We start from the raw sequence: 23,255 nt of genomic DNA, 5'->3' as shown, positions 1-23,255 counted from the left end.
GTAGGGAAACCCCGCCCACACGAGGGAGGAAGTCATGGCGGACAAGAACTGGGGCCACTGCAAGGGCTGCCGCTACTTCGGCACCCACCACCCCAATCCCGGGGACACCGACGTCGCCCGCTGCATGGAGCCCGACCTCCAGCCGTTCGACCTCCAGGTCTCCGGCACCAGCGGCTGCAACGAATTCGAGGCCCGCACCGGCATGGCCGGCGGCGTCTCCGCCGAAGAGCCCGCTCCCTCCATGCACTGAAGCTCGGCTAGCGTCGGGCGCGAGGGAGGGACGCACCATGACGCAGGCCCGTACGTTGGAGCAGGCCCCCGGACCCCGGGGCCATTGGTTCTGGGGCAGCATCCAGGAGCGGCGTGAGCAACCGCTCGAGCTCTTCACCCGCGCCCACGCGGAGCATGGCGACTTCGTGCGCCTGCGCATGGGGCCCACCCTCAGCCTGCTGTCCCTGGCCGGCCCCGAGCTCGTCAAACACGTGCTCGTCGACCACGCGGACCGCTACGGCAAGCCCCCGGCCCTCATGAAGGACTTGTATCCGCTGCTCGGCAACGGCCTCTTCACCAGCGACGGCGACTTCTGGAAGCGCCAGCGCCGCCTCATGCAGCCCTCCTTCCACAAGGAGCGCCTCGCCGCGCTCACCACCACCCTGGTGGACGCCACGCAGCAGATGCTCGCGCGCTGGGGGGCCCGCCCCTCCGCCTCCGAGCCCCTCGACGTCGCCTCCGAGATGATGCGCATCACCCTGGGCATCGTCGGCCGCGCCCTCTTCTCCACCGACGTGAGCGGCACCACCGACCGCGTCGGCCAGGCCCTCACCCTCGCCATCTCCGAGACCAACCGCCGCCTCCTCTCGCTCGGCCTGCGCGCCCCGGACTTCCTCCCCACCGCGCGCAACCGCGCCTTCCGCCACGCCGTCTCCACCCTCGACGCCATGGTGCTCGACGTCATCTCCCGCCGCCGCTCCGGCCAGACGCAGGGGGAGGATCTGCTCGCCACCCTCATGGCCGCCCAGGACGCCGACACCGGCGAGCGCATGAGCGACACGCAGCTGCGCGACGAGGCCATGACGCTCTTCCTCGCCGGCCATGAGACCACCGCCGCGGGGCTCTCGTGGATGTGGCACCTGCTCGCGCAGCACCCCGAAATCGAGGCCCGCGCCCGCGCCGAGGTGGACACCGTGCTCGGCGGCCGCGCGCCCACCGCCGAGGACATTCCCCGCCTGCGCTACGTCACCTGGCTCTTCGAGGAGGCCCTGCGCCTCTACCCGCCCGCCTGGGTCATCGGCCGCCAGCCCGTGAAGGAGGACGAGCTCGCCGGCGTCCACGTCCCCGCCAGCGCCCGCGTCATCCTCGTCATCAGCGTCTACGCCCTGCACCGCAACCCGCGGCTGTGGCCCGAGCCCGAGCGCTTCGACCCCGAGCGCTTCTCGCCCGAGCGCTCCGCCTCCCGCCCCCGGCTGGCCTACATCCCCTTCGGCGCGGGCCAGCGGTTGTGCATCGGCAACCAGCTCGCCCTCATGGAGGCCACCGTCATCACCGCCCTGGTGCTGCAGCGCTTCCGGCTGCGCTCGCTGCCCGGCCACACCGTGGAGCCCGAGCCGCTCGTCACCATCCGCCCCAAGGGCGGCCTGCCCATGCTGCTGGAGCCCCGGCCCGCTCCGGCATGAGGCAAATCCAATCCGCCTCTCCGGGGCCGCGACAGTTCGCGATGGCCGGCGAAACGTCGCCGACACGTCGCCGACAATCACTCCCCTTCCTCCCAGACCCTTCCCCGAGGGGCTCTCCTCGGAAGCGCCCCATGGGCGTGGTGGCACGACGCGTGCTCAAGGCCTCCCCGAGTTCATTCAAGACTCCTTGAACCCCGGAGGCCCCTCATGTTGCACGCCCCTCGTTCCCCCACGTCTCCCTGGAAGAAGCCGCTCGCCCTCTCCCGCCGTCTCACCTCGTCCTGTCCGCGGCGCCGGGCTCGGGGCCCTCTTCATGGGCCTCGTCACGCTGAGCACCGGCTGCGGCGAGGCCGGGGACCTGAGCCAGGAGGTGGCGCGCTCCGCCCCCACGCTGCGGCAGGCCCTCCAGCCCACCGCCCCGGCCACCTGCCAGGAGCTCAAGAGCGTCAATCCCCAGGCGGTGGATGGCGAGTACGTGCTGTCCTTCAACGGCAACCCCACCCAGCCCTGGACGGCCTGGTGCCGCGACATGGCCGGCACGCCCACCGAGTACCTGACGCTGCTGGAGACGGGCACCTCCAACTTCTCCCAGTACACCGCCGGATGGGCCTCTCCCGGCACCGACGTGCGCACCACCTACTTCAAGCTGCGCATTGACCCGGCCACCCTGCGCGTGAACACCACGGACCAGACCTTCTCCTCTTCCTCGGGAGTGCTCAACCACAGTGGCTACGGCGAGGTGCGCTCGATGCCGTACGCCTCGGCCGCGTCCTGCAACTGGGCACCCTCGGGCGTGGCCAACCTCGACCTGCGCGGCACCTCCTTCTCCGTGGCGGCCAACCAGTTCGTCGTCGCTGGCTGGAACGCGGTCGGCGAGACCCACTACAGCGCTGACGCCCAGGTGGTCGACCTCACGGGTGGCGGCTACTGCGGCTCCAACTCGGTCACCACCAGCGACGGCCTGCTGCAGCTCGCGCTCAAGCCGCTCGCCACCTGCCAGGAGCTCAAGAGCGTCAATCCCCAGGCGGTGGATGGCGAGTACGTGCTGTACCTCAACGGCAACCCCGCCCAGCCCTGGACGGCCTGGTGCCACGACATGGCCGGCACGCCCACCGAGTACCTGACGCTGCTGGAGACGGGCACCTCCAACTTCTCCCAGTACACCGCCGGGTGGGCCTCTCCCGGCACCGACGTGCGCACCACCTACTTCAAGCTGCGCATTGACCCGGCCACCCTGCGCGTGAACACCACGGACCAGACCTTCTCCTCTTCCTCGGGAGTGCTCAAACACAGTGGCTACGGCGAGGTGCGCTCGATGCCGTACGCCTCGGCCGCGTCTTGCAACTGGGCACCCTCGGGCGTGGCCAACCTCGACCTGCGCGGCACTTCCTTCTCCGTGGCGGCCAACCAGTTCTCCGTCGAGGGCTGGAACGCGGTCGGCGAGACCCACTACAGCGCCGACGCCCGGGTGGTCGACCTCACGGGTGGCGGCTACTGCGGCTCCAACTCGCTCCCCAGCGGCGGCAGCCAGCTGACCCTGGTCTACAGCCCATAGGTGGGCCGGTAACAGCGCGGCCTGCTTGGAGACTGTCCGGTAGGGCCTGCTTCAGACAGGCGGCTCCTCGGGAGCGGTTGTTTCGGGGTGCACAGGCTCTAGGCTTCCGCGGCATGTTCCACCCCAAGGGACCGCGTTTCATGGAGCTCGTGCGGCAGGGCCTCTCCTCGGTGGAGGAGGGGTATGACCTGCTCGCGCCGAAGTTCGATTACACGCCATTCCGCACGCCGGAGCTGGTGCTGAAGGCGAGCCTCGCGCAGCTGGGGCCGCCGGGGAGCGTGGGGAGCGCGCTGGACGTGTGCTGCGGCACGGGGGCGGCGATGCGCCACCTGCGCCCGCTGTGCCGCGAGCGCGTGGTGGGGGTGGACCTGAGCCAGGGCATGTTGGACGAGGCGCGGCGGCGGCTCGCGAAGGCTCCGGGCACGGCGGCGCTGGAATTCGTGCGGGGCGACGCGCTGGCGCTGCCGTGGCACGAGGAGTTCGACCTGGTGACGAGCTACGGCGCCTTCGGCCACATCCCCGAGGAGGACGAGCCGAGGCTGGTGGAGAACGTCCACCGGGTGCTCAAGCCGGGGGGCCGCTTCGTCTTCGCGACGGGGGACGAGCCCTCGCGGCGGAGCGCCGGTTACTGGATGGCGCGCGCCTTCAACGCGGCCATGCGGGTGCGCAACGCGCTGTGGAGCCCGCCCTTCGTCATGTACTACCTGACGTTCCTGCTGCCGCGGGCCCGGGCGCTGCTGGAGGCCGGGGGCTTCCACGTGGAGGCGCGGTGCGAGGCGCTGCCGGAGCCGTACTCGCGGTATGAGCTGTGGACGGTCACCGCTACCCGGCGTTGAGGAGGTGGGCTGGGCAGCCCTACCGGAGACGTCGTACCATCCGGCTCCCCCCGCAGCCCGGAAGTCCCGCCCCCACGCATGCACCGCTCGTCGCCCGTCCCGGAGGAAGGCAGGAGTACGCGCCAGGCCTTGAGCGGGGCGGAAGCGCGGCGGCTCGAGACGGGGCGGGTGTTCGCCGTGGCCCTCTTCCTGCTGTACCCGTTGGACCTGCTCGTGCTGGGGCGCACCTTCAGCCTGCCGGCGCTGCTGACGCGGGGGGCGTGGGCGGCGGAGCTGCTGGTGTACACCTGGGTGTGGCCGAGGGTGGACACGCGCTGGGTGGCGCCGCTGTCCATCTTCAACGCCGGCCTCACCAGCCTCTTCTTCCTGCTCGTCGTCCATTTCACCGGAGGCGGCGCGAGCCCCTACCTGAGCCTCGTGCCCACCCTGCCGCTGTTGATGGCGCTCGTCCATCCGAGCGACGCGCGGCACGCGGTCGCCAGCGGTGGGGTGAGCGCGGTGGGGGTACTGGGCCTGCAGTTGCTCTCGGGCGGCCCGGTGCTCAACGCGGTGGTGTGGGCGGGCATGGTGGGGGCGATGACGTTCTTCGGGGTGTACGGCGCGGCGCAGTTCCGCAAGGCGCAGGCGGCGGAGCACGAGGCACGGCTGGAGCGCGCGAGGCGCGAGGCGCTGGAGAAGCTGGCCGTGGCGGAGAGCCACCGCATGCAGTCGGAGAAGCTGGCCACGGTGGGGAGGCTGGCGGCGAGCGTCATGCATGAAATCAACAACCCGTTGGCCTTCGTGCGCTCGAACCTGGAGTTCCTGCGCGCCGAGGTGCTGGCGCAGCCGTTGCCGGAGGAGGCGCGGGGGGAGCTCCAGGAGGTGTTCGACGAGACGCGCACGGGGGTGGAGCGGATCCGTCAAATCGTCTCGGACCTGAAGGGCTTCTCGCGGATGGACGCGGAGGAGCCGAGCGAGTGCGCGCTGGCGGACGTGGTGAGCGACGCGGCGAGGCTGGCGGCGGTGCGGCTGAAGACGGTGGCGAAGCTGAAGGTGGAGGTGCCGGCGGAGCTGCCCGAGGTGTTCGCGACGAGGCGCAAGCTGGCGCAGGTGATTTTGAACCTCCTGGTGAACGCGGGGGACGCGCTGGAGGAGGCGAAGGTGCTGGGGGGCGAGGTGCGCGTGCGAGGGCTGGCGGGGGAGGGGAGGGTGGTGCTGCTGGTGGAGGACAACGGCCCGGGGATTCCGCCCGAGGCCCTGCCGAGACTCTTCGAGGCCTTCTACACGACGAAGGGGCCGGAGAAGGGGACGGGGCTGGGGCTGTCGATTTCGCGCGAGCTGGTGGAGCGCTTCGGCGGGACGCTGAGCGCGGAGAACCGGCCGGAGGGAGGCGCGTGCCTGCGGCTGGAGTTGCCGGTGCATGGCCCCACGCCCACCACCCCTCTCCCCTCGGGAGGGTGAGCCCTACTCCGAATCCGGCGGGTACTTCTTCATCAGCTCTTCCGGGAGGGGAGTGCGCAGAAACCTCCACCCCGTTCCCTTCCGCTCGGGGATGACCTGAAAGCCCTCGCCAGCGATTCGAACGAGCTCACCGTCGCGGGCCGTTCCACTGGCGAGCCATGCATCGGCCTCTTCTCGCGTCGCGAACGTCTGGGCGACGACGATGTCATCAATGGCGGGCGTGTAGAACGAGCGGAAGAACTCGCGATACTCCTCCAGCTTCTTGGTATCGCGGACGTAGAACAGCGCCACCGCGGCGACCCGGAGGGCCTCGTCCTCTGGCGAGCCCTCGGGGTACTTCTCGTTCACGGTGCGCAAGACATCCAGAACGGAGTCCACATCGAAGTTGTGGTTGTATGTCATTGCTTCACCCAGATTAGAGGGCCAGGGGAGCGTCCACCCCCAAGAACCCCCGCCCCCGAACACTCGTGCCCAGAACCCGATTCCCAAGGGGATTCGTGCTCCGCGCGGCACAAGGCGCGTGCTAAGCCGAAGGCCTCTGTCACCCGAGGAGGCACTGGCACCGCATGAAAGCGCTCATCTCCGCCGCCATCCTCGCCCTCGGCCTTCCGGCCTTCGCCCAGCAGCAGCAGCACGAGGCGAAGCCGCTGGAGCCCGGACGCGAGGCGCTGGCCATCCCCTACGAGAAGTACAAACTGCCCAATGGCCTCGAGGTCATCCTCGCGCACGACCCCAAGCTGCCCGTGGTGGCCGTGAACGTCTGGTACCACGTGGGCGCCTACAACGAGCAGCCCGGCCGCACCGGCTTCGCGCACCTCTTCGAGCACATGATGTTCCAGGGCTCCAAGCACGTGCCGGATGACGTGCACATCGCCATGCTCGAGCAGCTCGGCGCCAACGACCTCAACGGCACCACCAACTTCGATCGCACCAACTACTTCGAGACCGTGCCCAGCAACCACCTGGCCACGGCGCTGTGGCTGGAGAGCGACCGCATGGGCTTCCTGCTGGACGCGCTCGACGAGAAGAAGCTGCGCACCCAGCAGGAGGTGGTGAAGAACGAGCGCCGCCAGGGCACCGAGACGCGCCCCTACGGCCTCGCCGAGGAGAAGCTGTGGATGGCGCTCTTCCCCGCGCCGCACCCGTACCACGGCAAGGTCATCGGCTCGATGGCGGACCTGGACGCGGCCACGGTGGAGGACGTGAAGGGCTTCTTCCGCAAGTGGTACGCGCCCGCCAACGCCACGCTCGCCATTGTCGGCGACTTCGATGAGAAGGAGGCGCGCGCCCTCATCGAGAAGTACTTCGGCTCGCTGCCGAGCGGCCCCAAGCCGGAGAAGCCCCAGGTGGACCCGGCGAAGGTCACCCGTGAAACCACCATCCGCCACGACGAGAAGGTGGGCACCCTGCCCATGGTCGAGATGGTGTGGCTCACCCCGCCCTACCTCACCGAGGGCGATGCCACCGCGGACGTGCTCGCCAACGCGCTGGGCACCGGCAAGTCCAGCCGCCTCTACAAGCGCCTCGTGCAGGACAAGGAACTGGCCCAGAGCGTGAGCGCCAGCCAGCAGAGCCTCGGCGCCCAGTCCGCCTTCAGCATCGAGGCCGTGGCCCGTCCCGGCGTCTCCAGCGACGCGCTCGCCAGGGAGATCGACGCGGTGCTCGACGAGGTGCGCCGCGGGGGCATGTCGCCGCAGGAGCTGAACCGGGCGCGCACGCGCTTCGAGACGCAGATGCTCGCGGGGCTGCAGTCGGTGGGCGGCTTCGGCGGCAAGGCGGACGTGCTGCAGAGCTACAACCACTTCGCGGGAGACCCGGGCTACCTCAACGAGGACCTCTCGCGCTACGACGCGGTGACGCCCGAGCGGGTGCGCGACTTCGCCCGCGAGTACCTCCAGCCCGATGCGCGGGTGGTGCTGCACGCCGTGCCCGCGCAGAAGCCCGCCGCGAAGGAGACCCCGTGATGCGCCGCCTGTTCATCGCCGTGTCCGCCCTGGCGCTCGCCGCCGCCTGCAAGACGGCGCCGGAGCCCGCCCCCGAGACGCCCACGCCGCCCCCCACCGCGCAGACGCCCGCCACGCCTCCCCCCGAGGACGCCGAGGCCTTCCGCAACGAGCCCCCCAAGGCCGACAAGCCGCCGGAGCTCGTGCTGCCCAGGTTCGAGCAGGCGAAGCTCGACAATGGCCTCACGGTGCTGGTGAGCACGCGCAAGGAATTGCCGCTGGTGTTCGTGGGCATGGCCTTCGCGTCGGGAGGCTCGCAGGACCCCAAGGGCAAGGGAGGCCTGGCCGACATCACCTACAAGATGATGGTGGAGGGCGCGGGCGGGAAGGACTCGCAGGCGCTGGACCAGGCCTTCCAGGACCTGGGCGTGTCGCCCATGGTGAGCGTGGACCCGGATGGGGCCTTCATCGGCGTGCGGGTGCTCAAGCGCAACGCGGACGCGGCGCTGGGGCTGCTCACGGACGTGGTGCGCAAGCCCACCTTCGCGCAGAAGGACTTCGACCGGCGCGAGAAGCTGCAGCTGGCCGAGCTGGTGCGCGCCATGGGCAGCCCGCGCTTCCTCGCGCAGCAGGCGTACCTGGACGCGGTGTTCGGCCCCGAGCACCCGTACGGGCACCTGGTGAGCGGACTGCCGGCCACCGTGGGGACGGTGACGCTGCGGGACGTGAAGGGCTTCTACCAGAAGAACGTGGGGCCCAAGGCGGCCGCGCTCGTGGTGACGGGAGACGTCACGCTGGAGGAGGCGGTGGCGCTCGCGAAGAAGTCCTTCGGCGACTGGAAGGGCAACGCCGCGCTGCCCCCGGTGCCGCCCACGCCGCCCGCGCCGCAGCGGCAGCAGGTGGTGTACGTGGCCAAGCCAGGGTTGGACCAGACGATGATGGTGCTGGGCCGGCCGGGCGTGGCGGCGGGGCACCCGGACGAGTACCCGCTGCAGCTGGCCACCACGGTGTTCGGCGGCTTCTTCGGCAGCCGGCTGAACATGAACCTGCGCGAGGAGAAGGGCTACAGCTACGGCGCGGGGGCGAGCGCGGACGCGCGGCTGGGCGTGGGGCCGCTGACGGCCTCGTCGGCGGTGCGGGCGGACGTGACGGGCCCGGCCCTCACCGAGTTCTTCCACGAGATGAAGGGCCTCCGCGAGCGCCCCATCACCGAGAAGGAATTGGCGGCGGCGCGCGAGGGCCTCATCCGCGCCATCCCCGGCGAGTTCGAGTCGGTGGAGGGCCTGGGCTCGAGCGCCGCGCAGCTCTTCTTCCTGCGCCGTCCCATGGACGAGTACAAGCGCACGGTGGAGGGGCTGGAGAAGGCGACGCCCGCCGAGGTGCAGCGCGTGGCCGAGGCCTACCTGGGCCCCGACGCCATGCAGGTGGTGCTGGTGGGAGACCCCGAGGTCATCCAGCAGCAGGTGGCGCCGCTGGAGCTCGGCAAGCTGACGCCGAAGGAGCCGGTGTCTCCGCCCAAGCGCTGAGCGGGTGAAGCGGGGAGGGCCGGCCGCGTGTCTCCGGTCCTCCCCGGGCCCTACTCCTCGGGCTCGGTGCGGTTCTTGTCCAGCTCCTCCTGGCCGCGCTGGAGGCGGATTTCCTCATCGGCCTCGTCGATGGGGCTGCGGATGTCGGGCACGTAGCCGCCCACCTCCGCGTCGCTGTCCAGGGCGAACTTCTGCTCGCGCGTGGCGTGGATGGACTCGGCGGCGTACAGGTGCCGGGTGTCATCGGCCTCGAGACCGCGCTCGACCCGGTCCTTCGAGAAGGGGGGCTTGGTGTCCTCCCGCTCCTTGGGGTGCACGGGATCGTACTTCCTCGGCTTCTCCTTGCCGGCCATGGTGACGGCTCCTCGTGGAACGTGGACGCACGGGGTTGCGCGTCCCCTACGAGACTCAATCTGTGGCGCCTGCCGGGCGCTCCAAGCTTCCCGGGGAGGGACGGGCCCTGGCTCGCCCGCCCGGTGCCCGGGCGGCTACTCGCCGTCCCCGGTGTCCTCGGCGTTGCCCGGCCGCAAATCCAGGCGCACGAGCACCTCGTCATCCAGGTTGCCGTCCTGGCTCTCCTGGTAGGTGGCGCGGGCGCGGTCTCCGGATTGGATGGCCTGGCGAGGCACCCGCTTGCCCTCGCGGTAGATGCGCACCGAGTCGTCGAGCTCGAAGTCCAGCGAGCCGTCGTCGGTGTCGAGCGTCACCTGGTCCCCGTCGAGGCCGGCGACGATGCCCTCGGCGGTGTAGAGGCGCGCGGCCGAGGAGTCCTCGGGCTGCGGCTTCCTGCCGGGGGCCTGCCCGGTGCCGGCCGCCTGTTTGCCTTCAGGCACGTCTGGCTTCACGGCGTCCCGCGCGAGGGCCGCGGTGGACACGCAGAGAGAGGCCGCCAGGGTGGACCACACGAAGAGCCGTTTCATGGACGTCCTCCGGGTTCTCGGGGGCGAGCGCCGCCACCTCGAAAGGTGGAGACGCCGGGTGACGGTGGGCAACCTGGGGTGAGGGCCCCCCGGGGCACCAGCCGAGCGAAGCCCCCCCGGCCGCACCCCGGCCGCGAGGCTTCCCTTCTCCACCGACGGAGGCGGGGCGGTGCGAAATTCAGGGCGCACGAGCCCGTCCGCCTCCCTGCCTGACCCCCTGGAAGCCTCGCCCCGTGCCCGGCACCCCGAGCGTCCGTGTGCGGGGCTGGGGGGCGTACTCCGGGGTGCGGCTGGCGCGCGGGTTGCCGCTGCTGCCCGGGGAGGGCGCGCGCTCAGAGCCGCTGGAGGCGAGGGGCGCGGAAGCGCACGCGGGAGCCCGGGTGGTGCGCCTGCAGGCCGATGCGGCCGGCACGAGGCTTGTGCGCGGGCGCGGTGAAGGTGCACACCTCGACGCCGTTGAGCACGACGCGCAGGTCCAGGCCCCCGGCGAGGATGTCGAAGGTGTTCCACTCGCCCAGGGGCCGCGAGGCCTTCAGCACCGCGGGCGCGAGCGTGTAGAGGGCGCCGGTGAGGTGGAGCGGGCTGCCCAGGGTGTCGTGCTCGGGGTCGACGCCGCGCTCGTCGATTTGAACCTCGAAGCCGGCCTTCCAGTCGGGCTGCTTGCGCGCGAGCTCGGCGGTGGGGAAGCGGAAGAAGACGCCGGAGTTGTCCTCGAGCGCGTGGGCGAGCCAGTCCACCTGGAGGCGGAAGTCGGAGAACTCGGCGAGCGAGTACCAGAGGAGGCCGGGGCCGCCCTCGGACTCGAGGAGACCGGGGCCGGCGGAGATGAAGCGGCCCTGTCCCGCCATGGCCCAGGCGCCGGGAGTGTCGAAGGACAGGGTTTCGAAGGAGTCCATGAGCCGCCAGGGTGACGCGGGCGCGGGGCGGGCGGCAAACGCGGCAGGTCGCATCCTTCCGGTGCACGACGGAAGGCAGGTGGAGGCGAGCGCGGTGGATTCACTCCGTGACGGGAGCAGCGGGCGCTTGTGCACGGAACTCCACCGCGGCCTCAAGCAGCCGGCGGATGGCCTGTTCCGCGTCTCCCTGGCAGGAGTGGAGGAAGGGCCGCGTCCAGTCCTGGCCCGGAGGGACGCCCTTCTCCTCCTGGAGCCAGCGCTCGAAGCGGGAGTACTCCTCGTCCCGGGCGCCCGCGAGCGCGAGGCACAGCCGGTAGCCGTCGATAAGGCCCGCCATGCGCCGTACGTCGATGTAGCCGATGAACATGCTCAGCCGTCCGGGCGTATCACCAATCTCCCGGCGGATCTCCAGCAGCATGTCCAACATGGGCTTGGGCGGGTGGACGGGAATCAACGAGGGCACGAGGGTCGCGGGGTCCACGCTGCCGTTGCGCCACGGCATGGCCGCGAGCGCTTCGGGAGGAAGGGCCCGGAACTCGGCGACGAAGTCCAGGAACTTGCGCAGGGCTCGGTCGTGGTCGCCGTGGAACTCCTCCAGATAGGCATGGTCCCAACCCTGGCCCGGCCAGGCTTTCTTGATGTCTCGAAGCCAATCACGAAAGAACGCATCCGAGCCGGTGTCGACACCTGAGGAATTGAGGCATTCACCGTACCCTACGAGGAAGCATCTCACCCGCTCCACATCGGGCATACCGATGTAGAGGTATGGCCCCGCCTTACGACTCCGCATGTCTTCGCGGATTCGCAGCAACACGTCCAGCAGGGGAACGGCGGGCTTCATGGGAGCGTGCGAAGTTGGCTGTTGACTCATGGGGCCTCGATTACAGCTTCAATCACTTTCTGGGTGATCACCGACTGCGCGCCCAACCGGCTCCAGTATTCCGCCCAGGGCATCCCCGCTGCCCCGGTATAGGCGTCGTAGGCGCGGTCGTTCATCCGCACCAGGAGATGATAACCATTATCGGTGAGCATCATGTCCCGGCCGTTCGCCATCTTGAACACGACGAAGTCCGCATGGGTCTTCAGCTCCACCAACTCCGGCTTGCCACCCAGCCGGGAGAAGGCCGTAGCAATGGATTGCGCCACGCCCTGACAGGCGCCCGCGGTTTGTTTACCCGCATCGAACGCCGTCTTGAGAGCCATCAGCCACGAGGGCGCGTCCTTGCCCGTGGTCAGCACCCAGTAGTCGACGGCTTCCGTGACCTGCCCGCGCGCGAGAAGCGAGAGGGTATGGGCCCTCAGCGAGTCCGCGCCCCGCGCCGGGCCCACCCATCCCAATAGCACCAACAGCAGGCAGAGGCGCACGAGGGACATGGCTGACCATCCTCCCTCGTCCTCCATGGTGCCTCCAGACACACCGGGTGCGCCGCGCGCTCAGAAGGACCAGCCGAGGGACAGCTGGGCGCGGTAGCCCACCGTCACCGTCCACGCGGAGAGGGAAGAGAGCGCGGGCTGGTACGTGGCGCCCAGGCCCAGCGCGCCCTGCACGGTGAAGCCCTGGCTCAGGCGCACGCTGTAGCCCGTGAGCAGGGCGCCTCCCACGCTCCACTCGCGCCGCGAGTCCTCCCACGCGTGCGTCAGCTCGAGCCGCGGGCCGAACCACATCCCATCCATCGCCGGGCCCCTCACGTAGAAGCGCACGCCCGGCTCGAGTCCCAGCCTCAGGTACGCGGGCTCGGGGTCCCCGAAGACGCGGCTCCACTGCCCCGGGTTGAACGACGCGCGCAGCCCCAGCGTCGCGGTGAGCTGCTCCTCCAGCTCGCGCTCGCCCTCCAGCGCGAACCCCCCGGGCGCCAGCGGCACCGCCACGCCCACGTACGTACGGCCACGGCCCCTCCAGGAACCGCCCTCCTCGCCACGGCCGTCCTCCGCCTCCGCACCCGCGGCCGCCGTCATCACCAGGGCCGCCATCACTCCCACCACACCGAGCATGTCACCTCCCATTGCAACCCCCATGCGCCGCCGCCCGTCCCCGGGAAGCGCGGCCCTACGCGCCCCTCCTCCCGCCCACCGTCACCGCGCGTACGCACCGGGCCGCCGCACCAGGACGCGCCGTACGCACTCCCGGGAGCACCACGTCACGGCACGTGCCACCCCTCCGGGCCTTGGTTATACGGTGCGCCCATGCACGCCCCCCCCTCCGAGTCCCCCTTCGTCACCGCCACCACCTGGAGCCCGCTCGGCGAGGGGCGCTACACCGGCACCGTCCGCCCCGAGTGGTTCCAGGGACGCGGCGCCTATGGCGGTCTGCTCGGCGGCGCGCTGCTGCGCTCGATGATGCGCGAGCTGAACGACGCCGCCCGTGCGCCGCGCTCGCTCACCGTGCACTTCTGCGCGCCCGTGGCCGAGGGCGAGGCCTCCCTCTCGGTGCGCGTGGAGCGCGCGGGCCGCCAGGTGTCCCACCTCTCGGCGCGGCTGGAGCAGGGGGGACAGGTGGCGTGCCTGGCGAGCGCCACCTTCGCCACCTCCCGCGAGACGCCGCTCGTCTACACGGACGCGAAGGCGCCCCGGGTGCCGCCGCCCTCGGACGTGCCTTCCGTGCCGGGCGAGCTGCTCCCCACCTTCGCCGCCCACTATGACTACCGCTGGTGCGTGGGGGCCGTGCCCTACTCGGGCGCCGACGAGGCCCGCGTGGGCGGATGGATTCGCCCGCGCGTCCCCACGCCGCTGGACGCGCCCCTGGTGGTGGGGCTGCTGGATGCCTTTCCGCCCGCGGCCTTCGCCCGGGTGCGAGGCTTCTGCAATGGCGCCACCATGGACTTCACCGCGCACTTCTACGCGCCGCTGCCGCTCTCCAGCGCCTCGCCCGAGGCCTTCTACCTGCGCACCGGCCACTCCCGGCACGCGGCCCACGGCTACGCGGACGACCTCGCCGAGCTGTGGAGCGAGGACGGGCAGTTGCTCGCGCAGCTGCGCCAGCTGGCGGCTGTTTTCCCGCCTGTCCGGTGAATTCCTGTCTGTGTTTTCCTCCGGGCTGAAAAACTGGCGCCGTATGGAATTGACGCATGGCGCAAGTGCAGGTTTTGTCGGGGAGAAGTTCGCCTTCAGAATTCTGAAGTGATAACAAGACGCCACTCTCCGGCCGGACGGTCACCCACGCAGCATCGAGGGGGGTGAGGTCGACCCGGTGAGGTTGCAGCACAACTTCCCTTAGTTCCCATCAGGAGATGTACCGAATGCGCAAGTTCTTCCTCATCGCCACCGCCGCTGCCTCCATGTTCGCCGTTGGTTGCGTTTCGCCCGAGTCCGTGTGCGAGTCCGGCGTCACCCTCACGTGCGACAAGGTCTTCGAGTGCAGCAGCGACCAGGTGAAGAGCTCGGACACCTTCAAGGGCATCTACGGCACCAGCGCGGACGACTGTAAGACCAAGCTGACCGCGCTCTCCAAGTGCTCCGAGCGCAAGGACTACGACGAGGCCTGCACCGACGGCAAGAAGTACGACCTGGGCAATGCCTCGGACTGCTCGGACGCCATCAAGGCCCAGTCGTGCGCCGACTTCAACGACTCCACCAAGCGCCCGTCCGTGTGCGCGCAGGTCTGCAAGTGATTGCACGCGGCGCCTCGCTCCGTTGAGGTGCTGAAGCACGAAGGGCCGGTCCTCCGATAGGGAGACCGGCCCTTTCTTCATGCGGGCGAGGTGCTCGAGCACGAAGGGCCGGTCCCCCGGATGAGGAGACCGGCCCTGGCTTCAAGCGGGGCGCTGGCGTCCGGCGGCTAGCCGTTGATGCGGGCGCGGTACTGCTCCATCCACTGGGTAATCTGGCGGGCGTAGGTGGTGCTGTCGTTGCCGTCCGAGGGCGGGGCGTACTTGTTCACCAGGCCCTGCCAGTCCTTGTTGTCCACGAACTGGCGGTAGGCGGGACCGCCGAGCAGCCGGAAGTAGGCCTCGACGCCCTTCTCCACGGAGGGGAACTTCGTGAAGCCGCCGTTCTTCACGCCGCCGAACTGGGTCTCCCACTCGGCGAAGCGCAGGTTGCCCGGGTTGTTGTTCTTGGGGGCCAGGCCCGTGGTGTTCCACTGGGCCTCCTTCTGGAACATGGCGAGCGCGAGCTCGGGGGGCACGTTGTACTTCTTCGCCATGGCGACGATGTGCTCGCCCTGGCCGCGCAGGCCGCTGTTCTTCAGCATGTCGTTGATGCGGGCCGCCCTGGCCGCGTCCGAGCCGCCGGTGACGGGGGGCGGGGTGGGGCCGGTGACGGGGCCGGGAGACGGGGAGCGGCCGAGTGCCTGGGTGAGGGCGGCGCGCGACTGCGGGCCGTACTCGCCGTCCACGGTGAGGCCGTGCGCGGACTGGAAGGCCTTGAGGGCGTTCTCCGTCTTGGGGCCGAAGAGGCCCGGGCCGGTGGCGACCTGCTCGGGCGTCATGTGGCCGAGCTTCACCAGGGCGTCCTGGAGCAGCTTCACGTCGGGGCCCTGCGAGCCGCGCTTGAGGTCGGACTGGGGCACGGCGGGGCGGGTGAGCTTGTCGAGCTCGGCGCCCATCGCGGCGCGCGTCTTGGGGCCGTAGAGGCCCGAGTTGGGGCTGATGCCGTGCTCCGTCTGGAACTTCGCGACGGCGGCCTCCGTCTTGGGGCCGAAGGTGCCCGGGCCGGTGGAGACCTGCTCGTGCGTCATGTAGCCGAGCTTCACCAGGGCCTCCTGGAGCTTCTTCACCTCGGGGCCCTCGGCGCCGCGCTTGAGGTCCACCTGGGGCACGCCGGAGGAGCCGCCGGTGCCGGGCGTGGGGGTGGGGGGCGTCGGAGTGGGCGGGGTGGGCGTGGGCGAGCCGCCGCCGCCGGTGGCCTTGCCCGAGTCATTCACCCAGTACTCGACGGGGCGGGTGCCGAAGGAGTCCTTCACGTGGCCGTTGTTGAAGTTGCGCCCGCCGGCCTGGGCGATGGCGGGGCCCTGGCTGGTGATTTCGCCGGGGCGCACCATGGCGACGTGGCCGATGCCGCTGGGGTTCTTCCACACGGCGGTGGCGGGGTGGCCCTGGTTGGCCAGGCGCTGGGCCTCCTCGGCGCTCACCTTGCGCCAGCCCTGCTCGCCGCCGTGCTGGTGGAGCCAGTCGACGGTGGCGTTGGCGTTGAGCTCGCGGCCCTTGCCCACGCCGGTGGGGTTGCCGGCGCCGTCCACCCAGTGGGGGATTTCGGCGCCCATGGCGCGCGTGGCGTCCCAGACGAAGATGTTGCAGTAGGTGTTGCCGCCGCGCGGGGTGTAGCGCGGGTTGACGCCCACGGCGAACTGGTTGAGCACCTCGTTGTAGGTGTTCGCGTTGCGGTTGGAGGGATTGCCGCGCACGGGGGCGTCCACGGGAATCCACGCCTGGGTGTTGGTGGTGCCGGGGGCGGGCTTGGAGCCGTCGAAGCGCGGCGCCTGGGCCACGAAGGCGTCGGTGTTGCGCTGGGTGGCGAGCGTGTTGCGCTGGGCGGGCTGCTGGGGGGCCGGGGCGCGGGTGTCGGCGCGGGGAGCGTCGGTGCGCGCGGGGCCCGGCGAGGAGGCGGTGCGCTGGAGGGTGGTCATGGGGAGGAGCCTCGAAGGAGACGAAGGACGGCGATCGCTGGGATTGTCGCACGATGTGAGCCCCAAGTTGCGTGAGGGGGGCGGACGACTGCGGGTGAAGCGGGAAGCGCGCCGCGCGCCACTTCCGCTCGACCGGGGGCTCGGGTAGTTTGCGCCGCCCTGCGTTCGGCAGTTCCGCAGTACGCAGCACACCGAGGACCCCACCATGGCAAGGATTTCCCAGGACCAGGCCCAGGAGCGCCACGCCTTCCTGCTCGACCTCTTCCGCAACCAGCCGGACATCAGCCGCAACGAGGCGATGGACGTCTACAAGGACAAGTTCGGTGCGTCGTTGAACGCCAAGACGTTCAACGAGCTGCGTGAGCAGGCGCTGAGCGAGGTGGAGCGCCAGGACGAGAAGGCCGAGGAGAGCTCGAGCGAGACGGAGGCGGCGGTGGAGGACACGGGTTCGAAGCTGAAGACGGTGGCGGTGAACGAGCTGACGAACGGTGCGGGCGCGCAGCAGGCGGCGAAGAAGCCGAAGGCGAAGGGCCCGGGCGCGAAGAACGTGTTCGTGGACGCGTCGCAGGAGCAGCTGCAGTTCCTCGAGCGCGTGCTGATGCAGCTCCAGGAGGCGGGCGCGGCGAACGTGAAGATCGACCACTCGACGGACCGCTGGATGGTCGTCACGGTGGAGACGAAGTAGTCGCGGTAACCCCTCCCTCTCCCACCGGGAGAGGGCCGGGGTGAGGGTACCCGCCCCCGTGTTCCACGCCGAGAGCGGTTTGTGTCACGGTGAGAGGGATTGAGGCAATTTCGTCCTCACGGCCACCGGCAGGTAGCACTTGCCCTGGTACTCGGCCTGCTCCTCGTGACACGGCGGTTTGCGGGCAATCTCTACCCAGCAGCCACCGTTGATCGCGATCTCGTCCCGCCCGGTGCGGCAGGGCGGCTTCGCTTGATTCGAGGCGGGCCTGTCGGGAAGTGGGTAGGAGATACCCGTCCGAGCCTGCTCGTCTCCATCGATCAAGAACGAGAACGAGAACGAGAACGGATTACGGGTATCTGCTCTCTCACCGGTACTGGCAGCTGGAAGAGACGGCGTAGGCGTCCCCATCGAACGGGTCGCCGAACCCCACCAGTAACCCCCGCCCAGCACGAGCGCGGCGAGGACCACGGCCCCCAGTCCCATCAGCGCGGGGCGCCGCATCCACCAGCGCACGGGCTCGCGGGTCAGGTGGGCTCGCACGTGGGCATTGCTCTCCACGGCATCCAACCCCGCGAGCAGCATGACCAGCAGGTTGGCCAGGTCCGCCACCTTGCCCGAGGCCGGAGCTTCCTCGACCTCCAGGGAGAAGAAGGGCAGGGAGGCCTGGAAGGAGGCGCGTACCTTCCAGCTCCTCCTGGGCATCCCGTTGCGCTGCGGCCCGGGCATCACCACCAGGGCCGAGGCGCCCGTCTCGACGTTGCGCGCCTCATGGATGCGGCCCAGTTCCACCGCCGCGTGCTTGCACCGTCTCCCGAGTTGGAACGGGCCCAACCGCCTGCTCTTCTTCTTCGTCTTGTCCGTCATGCGCCCGCTTCATACCACGACTCACGTCACGTCCAAGGGCTGAACGCGACAGGTCATCTCCCGCTCAAGGCGCGGGGTGGAGCGCTGGACCCGCCGGAGTCCAACGCCATCGCCCCGAGACCCGGCCCCATCCTTCGGGGAGCGGTCTCGGGGCGGGGGCCCGTTACTGCTGGCTCGCGCGGTACATCTGGATGCGCGAGTAGAGGCCATTGCTGGGCGCGGGCACCTGGCACTCGAGGAAGAACGAGCTGAAGGTGTACGTGTCCGAGAGCGCCGCGAGATCGAGAATCTGGTAGCCGGAGCTGCTGCCGCTCGAGCAGCTCCACGTGCCGGTGACCTTGGCGCCGGCCGGGTTCTTGGAGACGGCCCGGCAGCACACGTCACTGGTGGAGCTCTGGTCCACGACGAACACGCGGCCGCTGAGCGTGGTGGTGAGCGTCCCGGCACCGACGGGGCGCTCGGCGGGGCAGAGGGCCGTCACCAGGAAGGCCGAGCGGTTCTCGGCCTCGGCGTCGTCGCGCACGGTGAGGCTGGCGCTCCCGGTGGCGGCACAGGCCGAGCCGGGGGCGTTGGTGGTCGAATCCGCCAGGGTGGCTCCAGCGGCGAGGATGGCGGAGAGGGAGACGAGGCCCTTCAGGGGGCGGTGCATGCGGTTGAACATGGATGGATTCCTCCGAGGCCGGCATCGAAGTGCCGGCATGTGAATGTCTGGGTTGGATGAAGCGTGAGACGGCTCAGCGCATGGACAGACGCGGCCGGTAGTTCTGGATGCCGGAGAGGCCGAGCGAGGCGCTCCCCGGGACGGAGCACACGAGGCTGAACTGGCTCCAGGTGGTGTTGTCGTAGACGGACGGCAGCACGAGCGACTGGTAGCCGCTGCTCGCGCCGCTCGAGCAGACGTCGGTGGTGGAGATGAGCTTGCCGCTGGGGTTCTTCGACTGGAGGTGGCAGCACACGTCCGCGGCCGGGTTGCGATCCAGCACGAACAGGCGGGGCATGTCGACGACGTTGGCGAAGCCGGCATCCCCGGGGCGCTGGATGGGGCAGACGATTTGCGTGAGGCCGGTGCCCGCGTTGAAGGCCTCGCCGTCGGTGCCGTAGCTCAGCTGCCCGCCTGGCACGGTGCGGCAAGAGGCCCCCGGCTGATTGACCACCTTGACCTGGGTGGGGGTGACGATGCCGTTGACCCAGTCGCGGAAGACCTCGACGCTCGTCTGCCGGTTGTAGTTCGTCGCGTTGCCGGCCTTCATGATGCCGGTGAGGCCCGTGCCGTCCCAGCAGCTCGAGCCCGAGTCGCCGGGCAGCTCCAGCTGGCCCGAGGCGTTGGGGACGTTGAAGCGGTACCACATGACGGGGTCGACCGGGTCCTGGATGATGTTGAACCAGGCGGTGCGCAGGGGCCCGTCGTTCATGGTCATGCACACGCCCCACTGGCAGAACTGGTTGGACGCGCAATCCGCGCCGGTGGAGCAGCTGCCCCCGGTGTCGATGGCCCCGTAGCCGGCGCAGAACACGCTCCTGCCGAGGAGCGACGCGGTGGTGCCGGAGTAGAGGGGCAGCGAGGCGACGCCAGGGTCGATGGGGTCCTCGAGGCGCAGGAGCGCCACGTCCACGCCCGAGGCGTACTGCGGATGGAAGAGGAGCTCGACGGCGCGAGAGCTCGCCACGCTGCCATCGGCGAGGGTGAGTCTGGCGGTGAGCGTCGAGGGGTCGGTGGTGGGACCGTTGGGGAAGCAGTGGGTGGCGGTGATGACCCACTCGCGATTGAGCAGCGTGCCGGTGCAACCGGGCAGGCGGACCACGTTGCGCGTCCAGGTCTGGGTGCTCTGCGTCCAGGGGTTCCAGACGGTGCCGTTCTTGATGGATTGGGATTGCTCCGCGAGCGGCTCGGGCTCGGAGGAGGCGGGCACCTCGGTACAGGCGCCGAGGGAGGCCGACAGGCCGAGCGTCAGGAACATGGCGCCAAGGCCTCGGCCCATGGGCCGGCGGGAAGGGTTTGGTTGATAGGGCATGGAGCTGCCTCCTTGTCTGAGATGGCGCGTGGCGGCTGCCTCGCGTTGAAGTCGGAGCAAGGGATTGCAGCCGGGATGCCAGCCCCGAACGGAGGCGAGGAGCCGCGCGTGTCACTCCGCGGGAGCGGCCCGGAGCGAGGTGGTTTCCCCACGAATCCCGGGCACTTGCGCGACGGCCCGGGCTCAGCGGGGAGGCTGGCCCCGCGAGCGGCTCACTCCCGCGGAGCGGTGAGACAAGGGGAGTGGCACAGGGGAATTGGCACAGCGGCTACGGGCTGGCACACGTGCCACTGAGCCACCGGACCGGAGCCCGCTGGCTCAGAACTCCCCGGGCCCGTCCAGGTGCACGGAGGGATTCGAGGTGCCGGAGCGGAAGAAGTCGCTGGGGGCCTCGGTGGCCTCGAAGGCGCGCGGGCGCAGCAGGCGCAGCGTGAGCCCGAGCGCGAGGAAGAGCACCGCGCACGTGACGGTGATGAAGCGCACGCCCACGCGGTCGGCCAGCGAGCCCTGCAGCCACACGCCCACCGCGTACCCCACGCCGAGCATCATGCTGTACAGGCTGCTGATGCGCGCCTGGAGCTCGCGCGGCACGCGCAGCTGGATGGACGTGTTGAGGCCCGTGAGCGAGGCCATGTAGAGCGCGCCCAGGCCCACAATGGCCAGCGCCGCCAGGTGCAGCGTGGGCGCCAGCCAGTACAGCGCCGCCACCGGGCCGATGAGCAGCAGGCACCCCTCGAGCAGGCGCCGGCGGCCGAGCCGCTCCACCAGCGGGCCGAGCATCACCGCCGCGCATACCGCGCCCACGCCCTGCGCGGCGACGAGCAGCGAGGTGGCGGCGGCGCCCTGGTTGAAGACGCGGATGGCGAACACCGGCACCAGGCCGATGAAGGGCGCCACCAGCGCGGAGATGACGAGCGTGCTCATCATCAGCAGGAAGAGGCCCGCGTCGCCGCGAGCCACCCGCGCGCCGCGGCAGATGCCGGGCCAGAGCTCCTCGCGGCCCTGCGCGCCCACGCGGCCCTGGGGCTGCACGCGCCAGAGGGCGACGAGCACGGCGAGGAAGGACAGCGTGTTGACGAGCAGCGCCCACGGCGCGCCCCCGGTGGCGAGCACCACGGCGGCCAGCGACGGGCCGATGATGCGCCCCAGGTTGTACTGCGCCGAGTTGAGGCTGACGGCGCTGTGCAGGTCTTCCGGAGGGACGACCTGGTTGATGAGGGCGGAGAAGGCGGGGTTGACGAGCGTGTTGGTGCAGCCGTTGAGGAAGGAGATGACGGCGACGGCGGGCACGGAGAGCCGGCCGGTGAAGGCGAGCACGGTGAGCACCGCGGCCAGCAGTGCCTGCACGAGCGTGCCCACGGCGAGGTAGGCGCGCCGGTCGAAGCGGTCCGCGAGCGCGCCGCCCACGGGGGAGAGCACCACGGCGGGCAGGTAGGTGAGCGCGGCGATGGTGCCGGTGGCCTCGGCGCGGCCCGTCACGGTGGTGACGAAGACGCCGAGCGCGAGGGTCTCCATCCAGGTGCCGATGTTGGAGACGAGCGCGCCGGACCAGACGTGGACGAAATCCCGATGCCCGAAAGCTCGGAGCGAGGAGAAGCGCGAGAGATGGAGGGCAGGCACGGCGAAAACCCTTGTAACGCACCCGGGTGACGCGCGCGCGGTGGGCACCCGCCCACACGTCTCCGAATGCATGCTCGCCAACTCGCTTGCCTCAACCTCCCGGCAAGCCTTCAGTGGTGACAGACTCATATGAGCCCAAATCACTTGCAACCCCTTCCACGCGAGGAAAGGGGCCGGGCCCGGGAACCGACTGCCGTGGGGAGAAGGTGGGGAGGAGGGGAGCGCGTGCCGGTGCGCCTACTCCGCGCCGGTGGCGACGGCCTTGCGAGGCGAGATGCTCCCATCCGTGCCGACGAGGGCGCCCGTCTGCGGGAAGTCCTCGCCGGTGAGGCGGCGCACGAGGGGGATGACCTCGCCCGAGGGGTCCGGCTGGGGAATGCCCTTGCCCTCCTGGCGGGTGGGGAGGATGCGGCCGGAGCGGAAGCGGCCCTGCGAGTCGAGCTCCACGTCCACCACCATGCCCAGCCCCTGCGGGCCCTTGAGGTTGAAGGAGCCGTAGGTGGCGAAGTTGCCCATGGAGTAGACGATGAGCCGGTCCTTGTAGAACTCCATGGCCCGCACGACGTGGGGGCCGTGGCCGAGCACCAGGTCCGCGCCCGCGTCGATGACGGCGTGGGTGAAGACGCGCAGGTTGCCGCGGTTCTCGCCGAAGAAGAGCTCGGAGCCCTGGGGGATGTTGAGGGCCTTGGCGCCCTCGGCGCCGCCGTGGAAGGAGACGATGACGAGGTCGTGGTTCTGCTTCACCGAGCGCACGAGGGCGGCGGCGCTGGCGGTGTCGTTGACGTAGTTGCAGTTGGCCGAGGTGTGGAAACCGACCATGCCGATGCGCAGGCCGTTGCGCTCGACGGTGGCGACGGTGCCGGCGGGGCCGCTCCAGGCGATGCCGAGCTTGTCGAGGGCGGCCTCGCTCTCGCGGCGGCACTCCTCGCCGAAGTCACCGGTGTGGTTGTTGGCGGTGGAGGCCAGGTCCACGCCGGCGTCCACGAGGTACTTGCCGTAGCGGGTGGGGACGCGGAAGGCATAGCAGTTGCCGCCCTTGCGACACTTCTTCGTCTCACCGTTGTCGCACAGCGAGCCCTCGAGGTTGATGAAGGTGAGGTCCGCGTCGCGCAGCAGGGGGGCGACGGTGGCGAGGCTGGCCACGCCGTCATCGGGAGGCAGGAGTCCCTCGGGGAAGGAGGTGCCGAGCATCACGTCCCCCACGGCGCGCAGGCGCACGCGGGCGTTCTTGGGAGGCGGGGGGCGGTGGGCGGTGGAGCCCTGGGACTCGGCGAGCTTCTTCTGGAGGTTGGTCTGGCCGCGGGCCTGGGAGAGGGCGTCCTCGAGGTCCGGGTAGTTGAAGTCGAGCTTCTGCACCTGGGACCACTCGGTGAGCGCGTCGGGCCAGCGGTTGACGAGCGAGTACGCCCAGCCGAGCTCCCAGTGGCAGTCGATGCGGGCGGGCTCGGCGCGGGTGCAGGCGGAGAAGGCGTCGATGGCGGCGTTGGCGTCCTTCCCCTTGAGGGCCTCGACGCCGCGGGCGTACAGCGCGTCGGCGCCCTGGGGCTCGGAGGCCGGGGCCTGCGCGGCGGGGGCGGGCTCGGCCGGAGCGGCGGGCGCCACGGGAGCCACGGGAGCCACGGCCGCCGGAGCCGCGGGTTGGGCCGGAGCAGCGGGGGCCGCCGGAGCGGCGGGCTCGGCCGGAGCAGCGGGAGCCGCGGCGGTGGCGGGGCCGGCCTC

Annotated in this window: 23 protein-coding genes; 10 read left to right on the top strand and 13 right to left on the bottom strand. The window is 70.5% G+C overall.

Annotated elements, in window-relative coordinates:
• The first annotated feature begins 34 nt into the window (after positions 1 to 34).
• The 5 genes from ACJ8AN_RS18850 (at position 35) to ACJ8AN_RS18830 (ending at position 5,504) form a co-directional block, all read left to right on the top strand.
• A complete protein-coding gene (locus tag ACJ8AN_RS18850; protein WP_407756775.1) occupies positions 35 to 250 on the top strand; it encodes a hypothetical protein in 216 nt (71 codons plus the stop codon).
• A 37-nt stretch (positions 251 to 287) separates the two neighbouring features.
• Positions 288 to 1,673, top strand: a complete 1,386-nt coding sequence (locus tag ACJ8AN_RS18845; protein WP_407756774.1) for a cytochrome P450 — start codon at positions 288 to 290, stop codon at positions 1,671 to 1,673.
• Between the two features lie 313 nt (positions 1,674 to 1,986).
• On the top strand, positions 1,987 to 3,228 hold the full coding sequence (locus ACJ8AN_RS18840; protein WP_407756773.1) for a GON domain-containing protein: 1,242 nt from the start codon (positions 1,987 to 1,989) through the stop codon (positions 3,226 to 3,228).
• Between the two features lie 113 nt (positions 3,229 to 3,341).
• Positions 3,342 to 4,064 carry a methyltransferase domain-containing protein gene (locus ACJ8AN_RS18835; RefSeq protein WP_407756772.1) on the top strand — a complete coding sequence of 241 codons (723 nt, stop codon included), beginning with the start codon at positions 3,342 to 3,344 and terminating at the stop codon, positions 4,062 to 4,064.
• A 129-nt stretch (positions 4,065 to 4,193) separates the two neighbouring features.
• A complete protein-coding gene (locus ACJ8AN_RS18830) occupies positions 4,194 to 5,504 on the top strand; it encodes a sensor histidine kinase (RefSeq protein ID WP_407756771.1) in 1,311 nt (436 codons plus the stop codon).
• A gap of 3 nt (positions 5,505 to 5,507) precedes the next feature.
• On the opposite strand, the gene ACJ8AN_RS18825 is transcribed toward ACJ8AN_RS18830, so the two are convergent.
• Complete coding sequence (locus ACJ8AN_RS18825) at positions 5,508 to 5,906, bottom strand: hypothetical protein (protein ID WP_407756770.1); 399 nt, start codon at positions 5,904 to 5,906, stop codon at positions 5,508 to 5,510.
• Positions 5,907 to 6,070: 164 nt separating this feature from the next.
• Between ACJ8AN_RS18825 and ACJ8AN_RS18820 the strand changes: the two genes are divergently transcribed.
• Positions 6,071 to 7,468: a M16 family metallopeptidase gene (locus ACJ8AN_RS18820; RefSeq protein WP_407756769.1), complete on the top strand. Its 1,398-nt coding sequence runs from the start codon at positions 6,071 to 6,073 to the stop codon at positions 7,466 to 7,468.
• Positions 7,468 to 8,973, top strand: coding sequence for a M16 family metallopeptidase (locus ACJ8AN_RS18815; RefSeq protein ID WP_407756768.1), 1,506 nt, complete (start codon positions 7,468 to 7,470; stop codon positions 8,971 to 8,973). Before ACJ8AN_RS18820 ends, ACJ8AN_RS18815 begins: the two co-directional genes overlap by 1 nt.
• Positions 8,974 to 9,023: 50 nt before the next feature.
• On the opposite strand, the gene ACJ8AN_RS18810 is transcribed toward ACJ8AN_RS18815, so the two are convergent.
• The 6 genes from ACJ8AN_RS18810 to ACJ8AN_RS18785 all read right to left on the bottom strand — a co-directional run bounded on the left by ACJ8AN_RS18810 (position 9,024) and on the right by ACJ8AN_RS18785 (position 12,781).
• Positions 9,024 to 9,326: a hypothetical protein gene (locus tag ACJ8AN_RS18810; RefSeq protein ID WP_407756767.1), complete on the bottom strand. Its 303-nt coding sequence runs from the start codon at positions 9,324 to 9,326 to the stop codon at positions 9,024 to 9,026.
• 135 nt (positions 9,327 to 9,461) lie between these two features.
• Positions 9,462 to 9,893 carry a hypothetical protein gene (locus ACJ8AN_RS18805; protein ID WP_407756766.1) on the bottom strand — a complete coding sequence of 144 codons (432 nt, stop codon included), beginning with the start codon at positions 9,891 to 9,893 and terminating at the stop codon, positions 9,462 to 9,464.
• Between the two features lie 332 nt (positions 9,894 to 10,225).
• Positions 10,226 to 10,789, bottom strand: a complete 564-nt coding sequence (locus ACJ8AN_RS18800; RefSeq protein WP_407756765.1) for a DUF1080 domain-containing protein — start codon at positions 10,787 to 10,789, stop codon at positions 10,226 to 10,228.
• A 100-nt stretch (positions 10,790 to 10,889) separates the two neighbouring features.
• Entirely contained in the window at positions 10,890 to 11,630 is a 741-nt protein-coding gene (locus ACJ8AN_RS18795) for a hypothetical protein (RefSeq protein ID WP_407756764.1), read from the bottom strand.
• A 26-nt stretch (positions 11,631 to 11,656) separates the two neighbouring features.
• Positions 11,657 to 12,163, bottom strand: a complete 507-nt coding sequence (locus tag ACJ8AN_RS18790; protein ID WP_407756763.1) for a hypothetical protein — start codon at positions 12,161 to 12,163, stop codon at positions 11,657 to 11,659.
• 60 nt (positions 12,164 to 12,223) lie between these two features.
• Complete coding sequence (locus tag ACJ8AN_RS18785) at positions 12,224 to 12,781, bottom strand: hypothetical protein (protein ID WP_407756762.1); 558 nt, start codon at positions 12,779 to 12,781, stop codon at positions 12,224 to 12,226.
• A 192-nt stretch (positions 12,782 to 12,973) separates the two neighbouring features.
• Between ACJ8AN_RS18785 and ACJ8AN_RS18780 the strand changes: the two genes are divergently transcribed.
• Complete coding sequence (locus tag ACJ8AN_RS18780) at positions 12,974 to 13,798, top strand: acyl-CoA thioesterase (RefSeq protein ID WP_407756761.1); 825 nt, start codon at positions 12,974 to 12,976, stop codon at positions 13,796 to 13,798.
• Positions 13,799 to 14,025: 227 nt separating this feature from the next.
• A complete protein-coding gene (locus tag ACJ8AN_RS18775) occupies positions 14,026 to 14,397 on the top strand; it encodes a hypothetical protein (RefSeq protein WP_407756760.1) in 372 nt (123 codons plus the stop codon).
• A gap of 167 nt (positions 14,398 to 14,564) precedes the next feature.
• Here the strand turns inward: ACJ8AN_RS18775 and ACJ8AN_RS18770 are convergent, their stop codons facing one another.
• A complete protein-coding gene (locus tag ACJ8AN_RS18770; protein ID WP_407756759.1) occupies positions 14,565 to 16,352 on the bottom strand; it encodes a peptidoglycan-binding protein in 1,788 nt (595 codons plus the stop codon).
• Between the two features lie 205 nt (positions 16,353 to 16,557).
• Here ACJ8AN_RS18770 and ACJ8AN_RS18765 point away from each other — a divergent pair, with 205 nt between their 5' ends.
• Entirely contained in the window at positions 16,558 to 17,037 is a 480-nt protein-coding gene (locus ACJ8AN_RS18765) for a hypothetical protein (RefSeq protein WP_407756758.1), read from the top strand.
• Between the two features lie 84 nt (positions 17,038 to 17,121).
• Here ACJ8AN_RS18765 and ACJ8AN_RS18760 read toward each other — a convergent pair whose 3' ends face one another.
• The 5 genes from ACJ8AN_RS18760 to ACJ8AN_RS18740 form a co-directional block, all read right to left on the bottom strand.
• Complete coding sequence (locus tag ACJ8AN_RS18760) at positions 17,122 to 17,904, bottom strand: hypothetical protein (protein WP_407756757.1); 783 nt, start codon at positions 17,902 to 17,904, stop codon at positions 17,122 to 17,124.
• 163 nt (positions 17,905 to 18,067) lie between these two features.
• Positions 18,068 to 18,565 carry a hypothetical protein gene (locus ACJ8AN_RS18755; protein ID WP_407756756.1) on the bottom strand — a complete coding sequence of 166 codons (498 nt, stop codon included), beginning with the start codon at positions 18,563 to 18,565 and terminating at the stop codon, positions 18,068 to 18,070.
• A gap of 73 nt (positions 18,566 to 18,638) precedes the next feature.
• Positions 18,639 to 19,862, bottom strand: coding sequence for a trypsin-like serine protease (locus ACJ8AN_RS18750; protein ID WP_407756755.1), 1,224 nt, complete (start codon positions 19,860 to 19,862; stop codon positions 18,639 to 18,641).
• Positions 19,863 to 20,234: 372 nt separating this feature from the next.
• Positions 20,235 to 21,536 (bottom strand): MFS transporter, encoded by a 1,302-nt coding sequence (locus ACJ8AN_RS18745; protein WP_407756754.1) that lies wholly within the window; start codon positions 21,534 to 21,536, stop codon positions 20,235 to 20,237.
• A 237-nt stretch (positions 21,537 to 21,773) separates the two neighbouring features.
• Positions 21,774 to 23,255: CapA family protein (locus tag ACJ8AN_RS18740; protein WP_407756753.1), on the bottom strand; the 1,482-nt coding region annotated here is incomplete at its 5' end.

The organism is Archangium sp. (assembly GCF_045802675.1).
In the GTDB taxonomy this organism is placed as follows: domain Bacteria; phylum Myxococcota; class Myxococcia; order Myxococcales; family Myxococcaceae; genus Archangium.
This window is presented reverse-complemented; position numbering and strand designations above follow the sequence as displayed.

Bases quoted from the DNA above. Each gene is read 5' to 3' on its own strand.
- ACJ8AN_RS18850 (WP_407756775.1), top strand. From the start codon at position 35: ATGGCGGACAAGAACTGGGGCCACTGCAAGGGCTGCCGCTACTTCGGC.
- ACJ8AN_RS18845 (WP_407756774.1), top strand. From the start codon at position 288: ATGACGCAGGCCCGTACGTTGGAGCAGGCCCCCGGACCCCGGGGCCAT.
- ACJ8AN_RS18840 (WP_407756773.1), top strand. From the start codon at position 1,987: ATGGGCCTCGTCACGCTGAGCACCGGCTGCGGCGAGGCCGGGGACCTG.
- ACJ8AN_RS18835 (WP_407756772.1), top strand. From the start codon at position 3,342: ATGTTCCACCCCAAGGGACCGCGTTTCATGGAGCTCGTGCGGCAGGGC.
- ACJ8AN_RS18825 (WP_407756770.1), bottom strand. From the start codon at position 5,906: ATGACATACAACCACAACTTCGATGTGGACTCCGTTCTGGATGTCTTG.
- ACJ8AN_RS18820 (WP_407756769.1), top strand. From the start codon at position 6,071: ATGAAAGCGCTCATCTCCGCCGCCATCCTCGCCCTCGGCCTTCCGGCC.
- ACJ8AN_RS18815 (WP_407756768.1), top strand. From the start codon at position 7,468: ATGCGCCGCCTGTTCATCGCCGTGTCCGCCCTGGCGCTCGCCGCCGCC.
- ACJ8AN_RS18810 (WP_407756767.1), bottom strand. From the start codon at position 9,326: ATGGCCGGCAAGGAGAAGCCGAGGAAGTACGATCCCGTGCACCCCAAG.
- ACJ8AN_RS18805 (WP_407756766.1), bottom strand. From the start codon at position 9,893: ATGAAACGGCTCTTCGTGTGGTCCACCCTGGCGGCCTCTCTCTGCGTG.
- ACJ8AN_RS18800 (WP_407756765.1), bottom strand. From the start codon at position 10,789: ATGGACTCCTTCGAAACCCTGTCCTTCGACACTCCCGGCGCCTGGGCC.
- ACJ8AN_RS18795 (WP_407756764.1), bottom strand. From the start codon at position 11,630: ATGAAGCCCGCCGTTCCCCTGCTGGACGTGTTGCTGCGAATCCGCGAA.
- ACJ8AN_RS18790 (WP_407756763.1), bottom strand. From the start codon at position 12,163: ATGTCCCTCGTGCGCCTCTGCCTGCTGTTGGTGCTATTGGGATGGGTG.
- ACJ8AN_RS18785 (WP_407756762.1), bottom strand. From the start codon at position 12,781: ATGCTCGGTGTGGTGGGAGTGATGGCGGCCCTGGTGATGACGGCGGCC.
- ACJ8AN_RS18780 (WP_407756761.1), top strand. From the start codon at position 12,974: ATGCACGCCCCCCCCTCCGAGTCCCCCTTCGTCACCGCCACCACCTGG.
- ACJ8AN_RS18775 (WP_407756760.1), top strand. From the start codon at position 14,026: ATGCGCAAGTTCTTCCTCATCGCCACCGCCGCTGCCTCCATGTTCGCC.
- ACJ8AN_RS18770 (WP_407756759.1), bottom strand. From the start codon at position 16,352: ATGACCACCCTCCAGCGCACCGCCTCCTCGCCGGGCCCCGCGCGCACC.
- ACJ8AN_RS18765 (WP_407756758.1), top strand. From the start codon at position 16,558: ATGGCAAGGATTTCCCAGGACCAGGCCCAGGAGCGCCACGCCTTCCTG.
- ACJ8AN_RS18760 (WP_407756757.1), bottom strand. From the start codon at position 17,904: ATGACGGACAAGACGAAGAAGAAGAGCAGGCGGTTGGGCCCGTTCCAA.
- ACJ8AN_RS18755 (WP_407756756.1), bottom strand. From the start codon at position 18,565: ATGTTCAACCGCATGCACCGCCCCCTGAAGGGCCTCGTCTCCCTCTCC.
- ACJ8AN_RS18750 (WP_407756755.1), bottom strand. From the start codon at position 19,862: ATGTTCCTGACGCTCGGCCTGTCGGCCTCCCTCGGCGCCTGTACCGAG.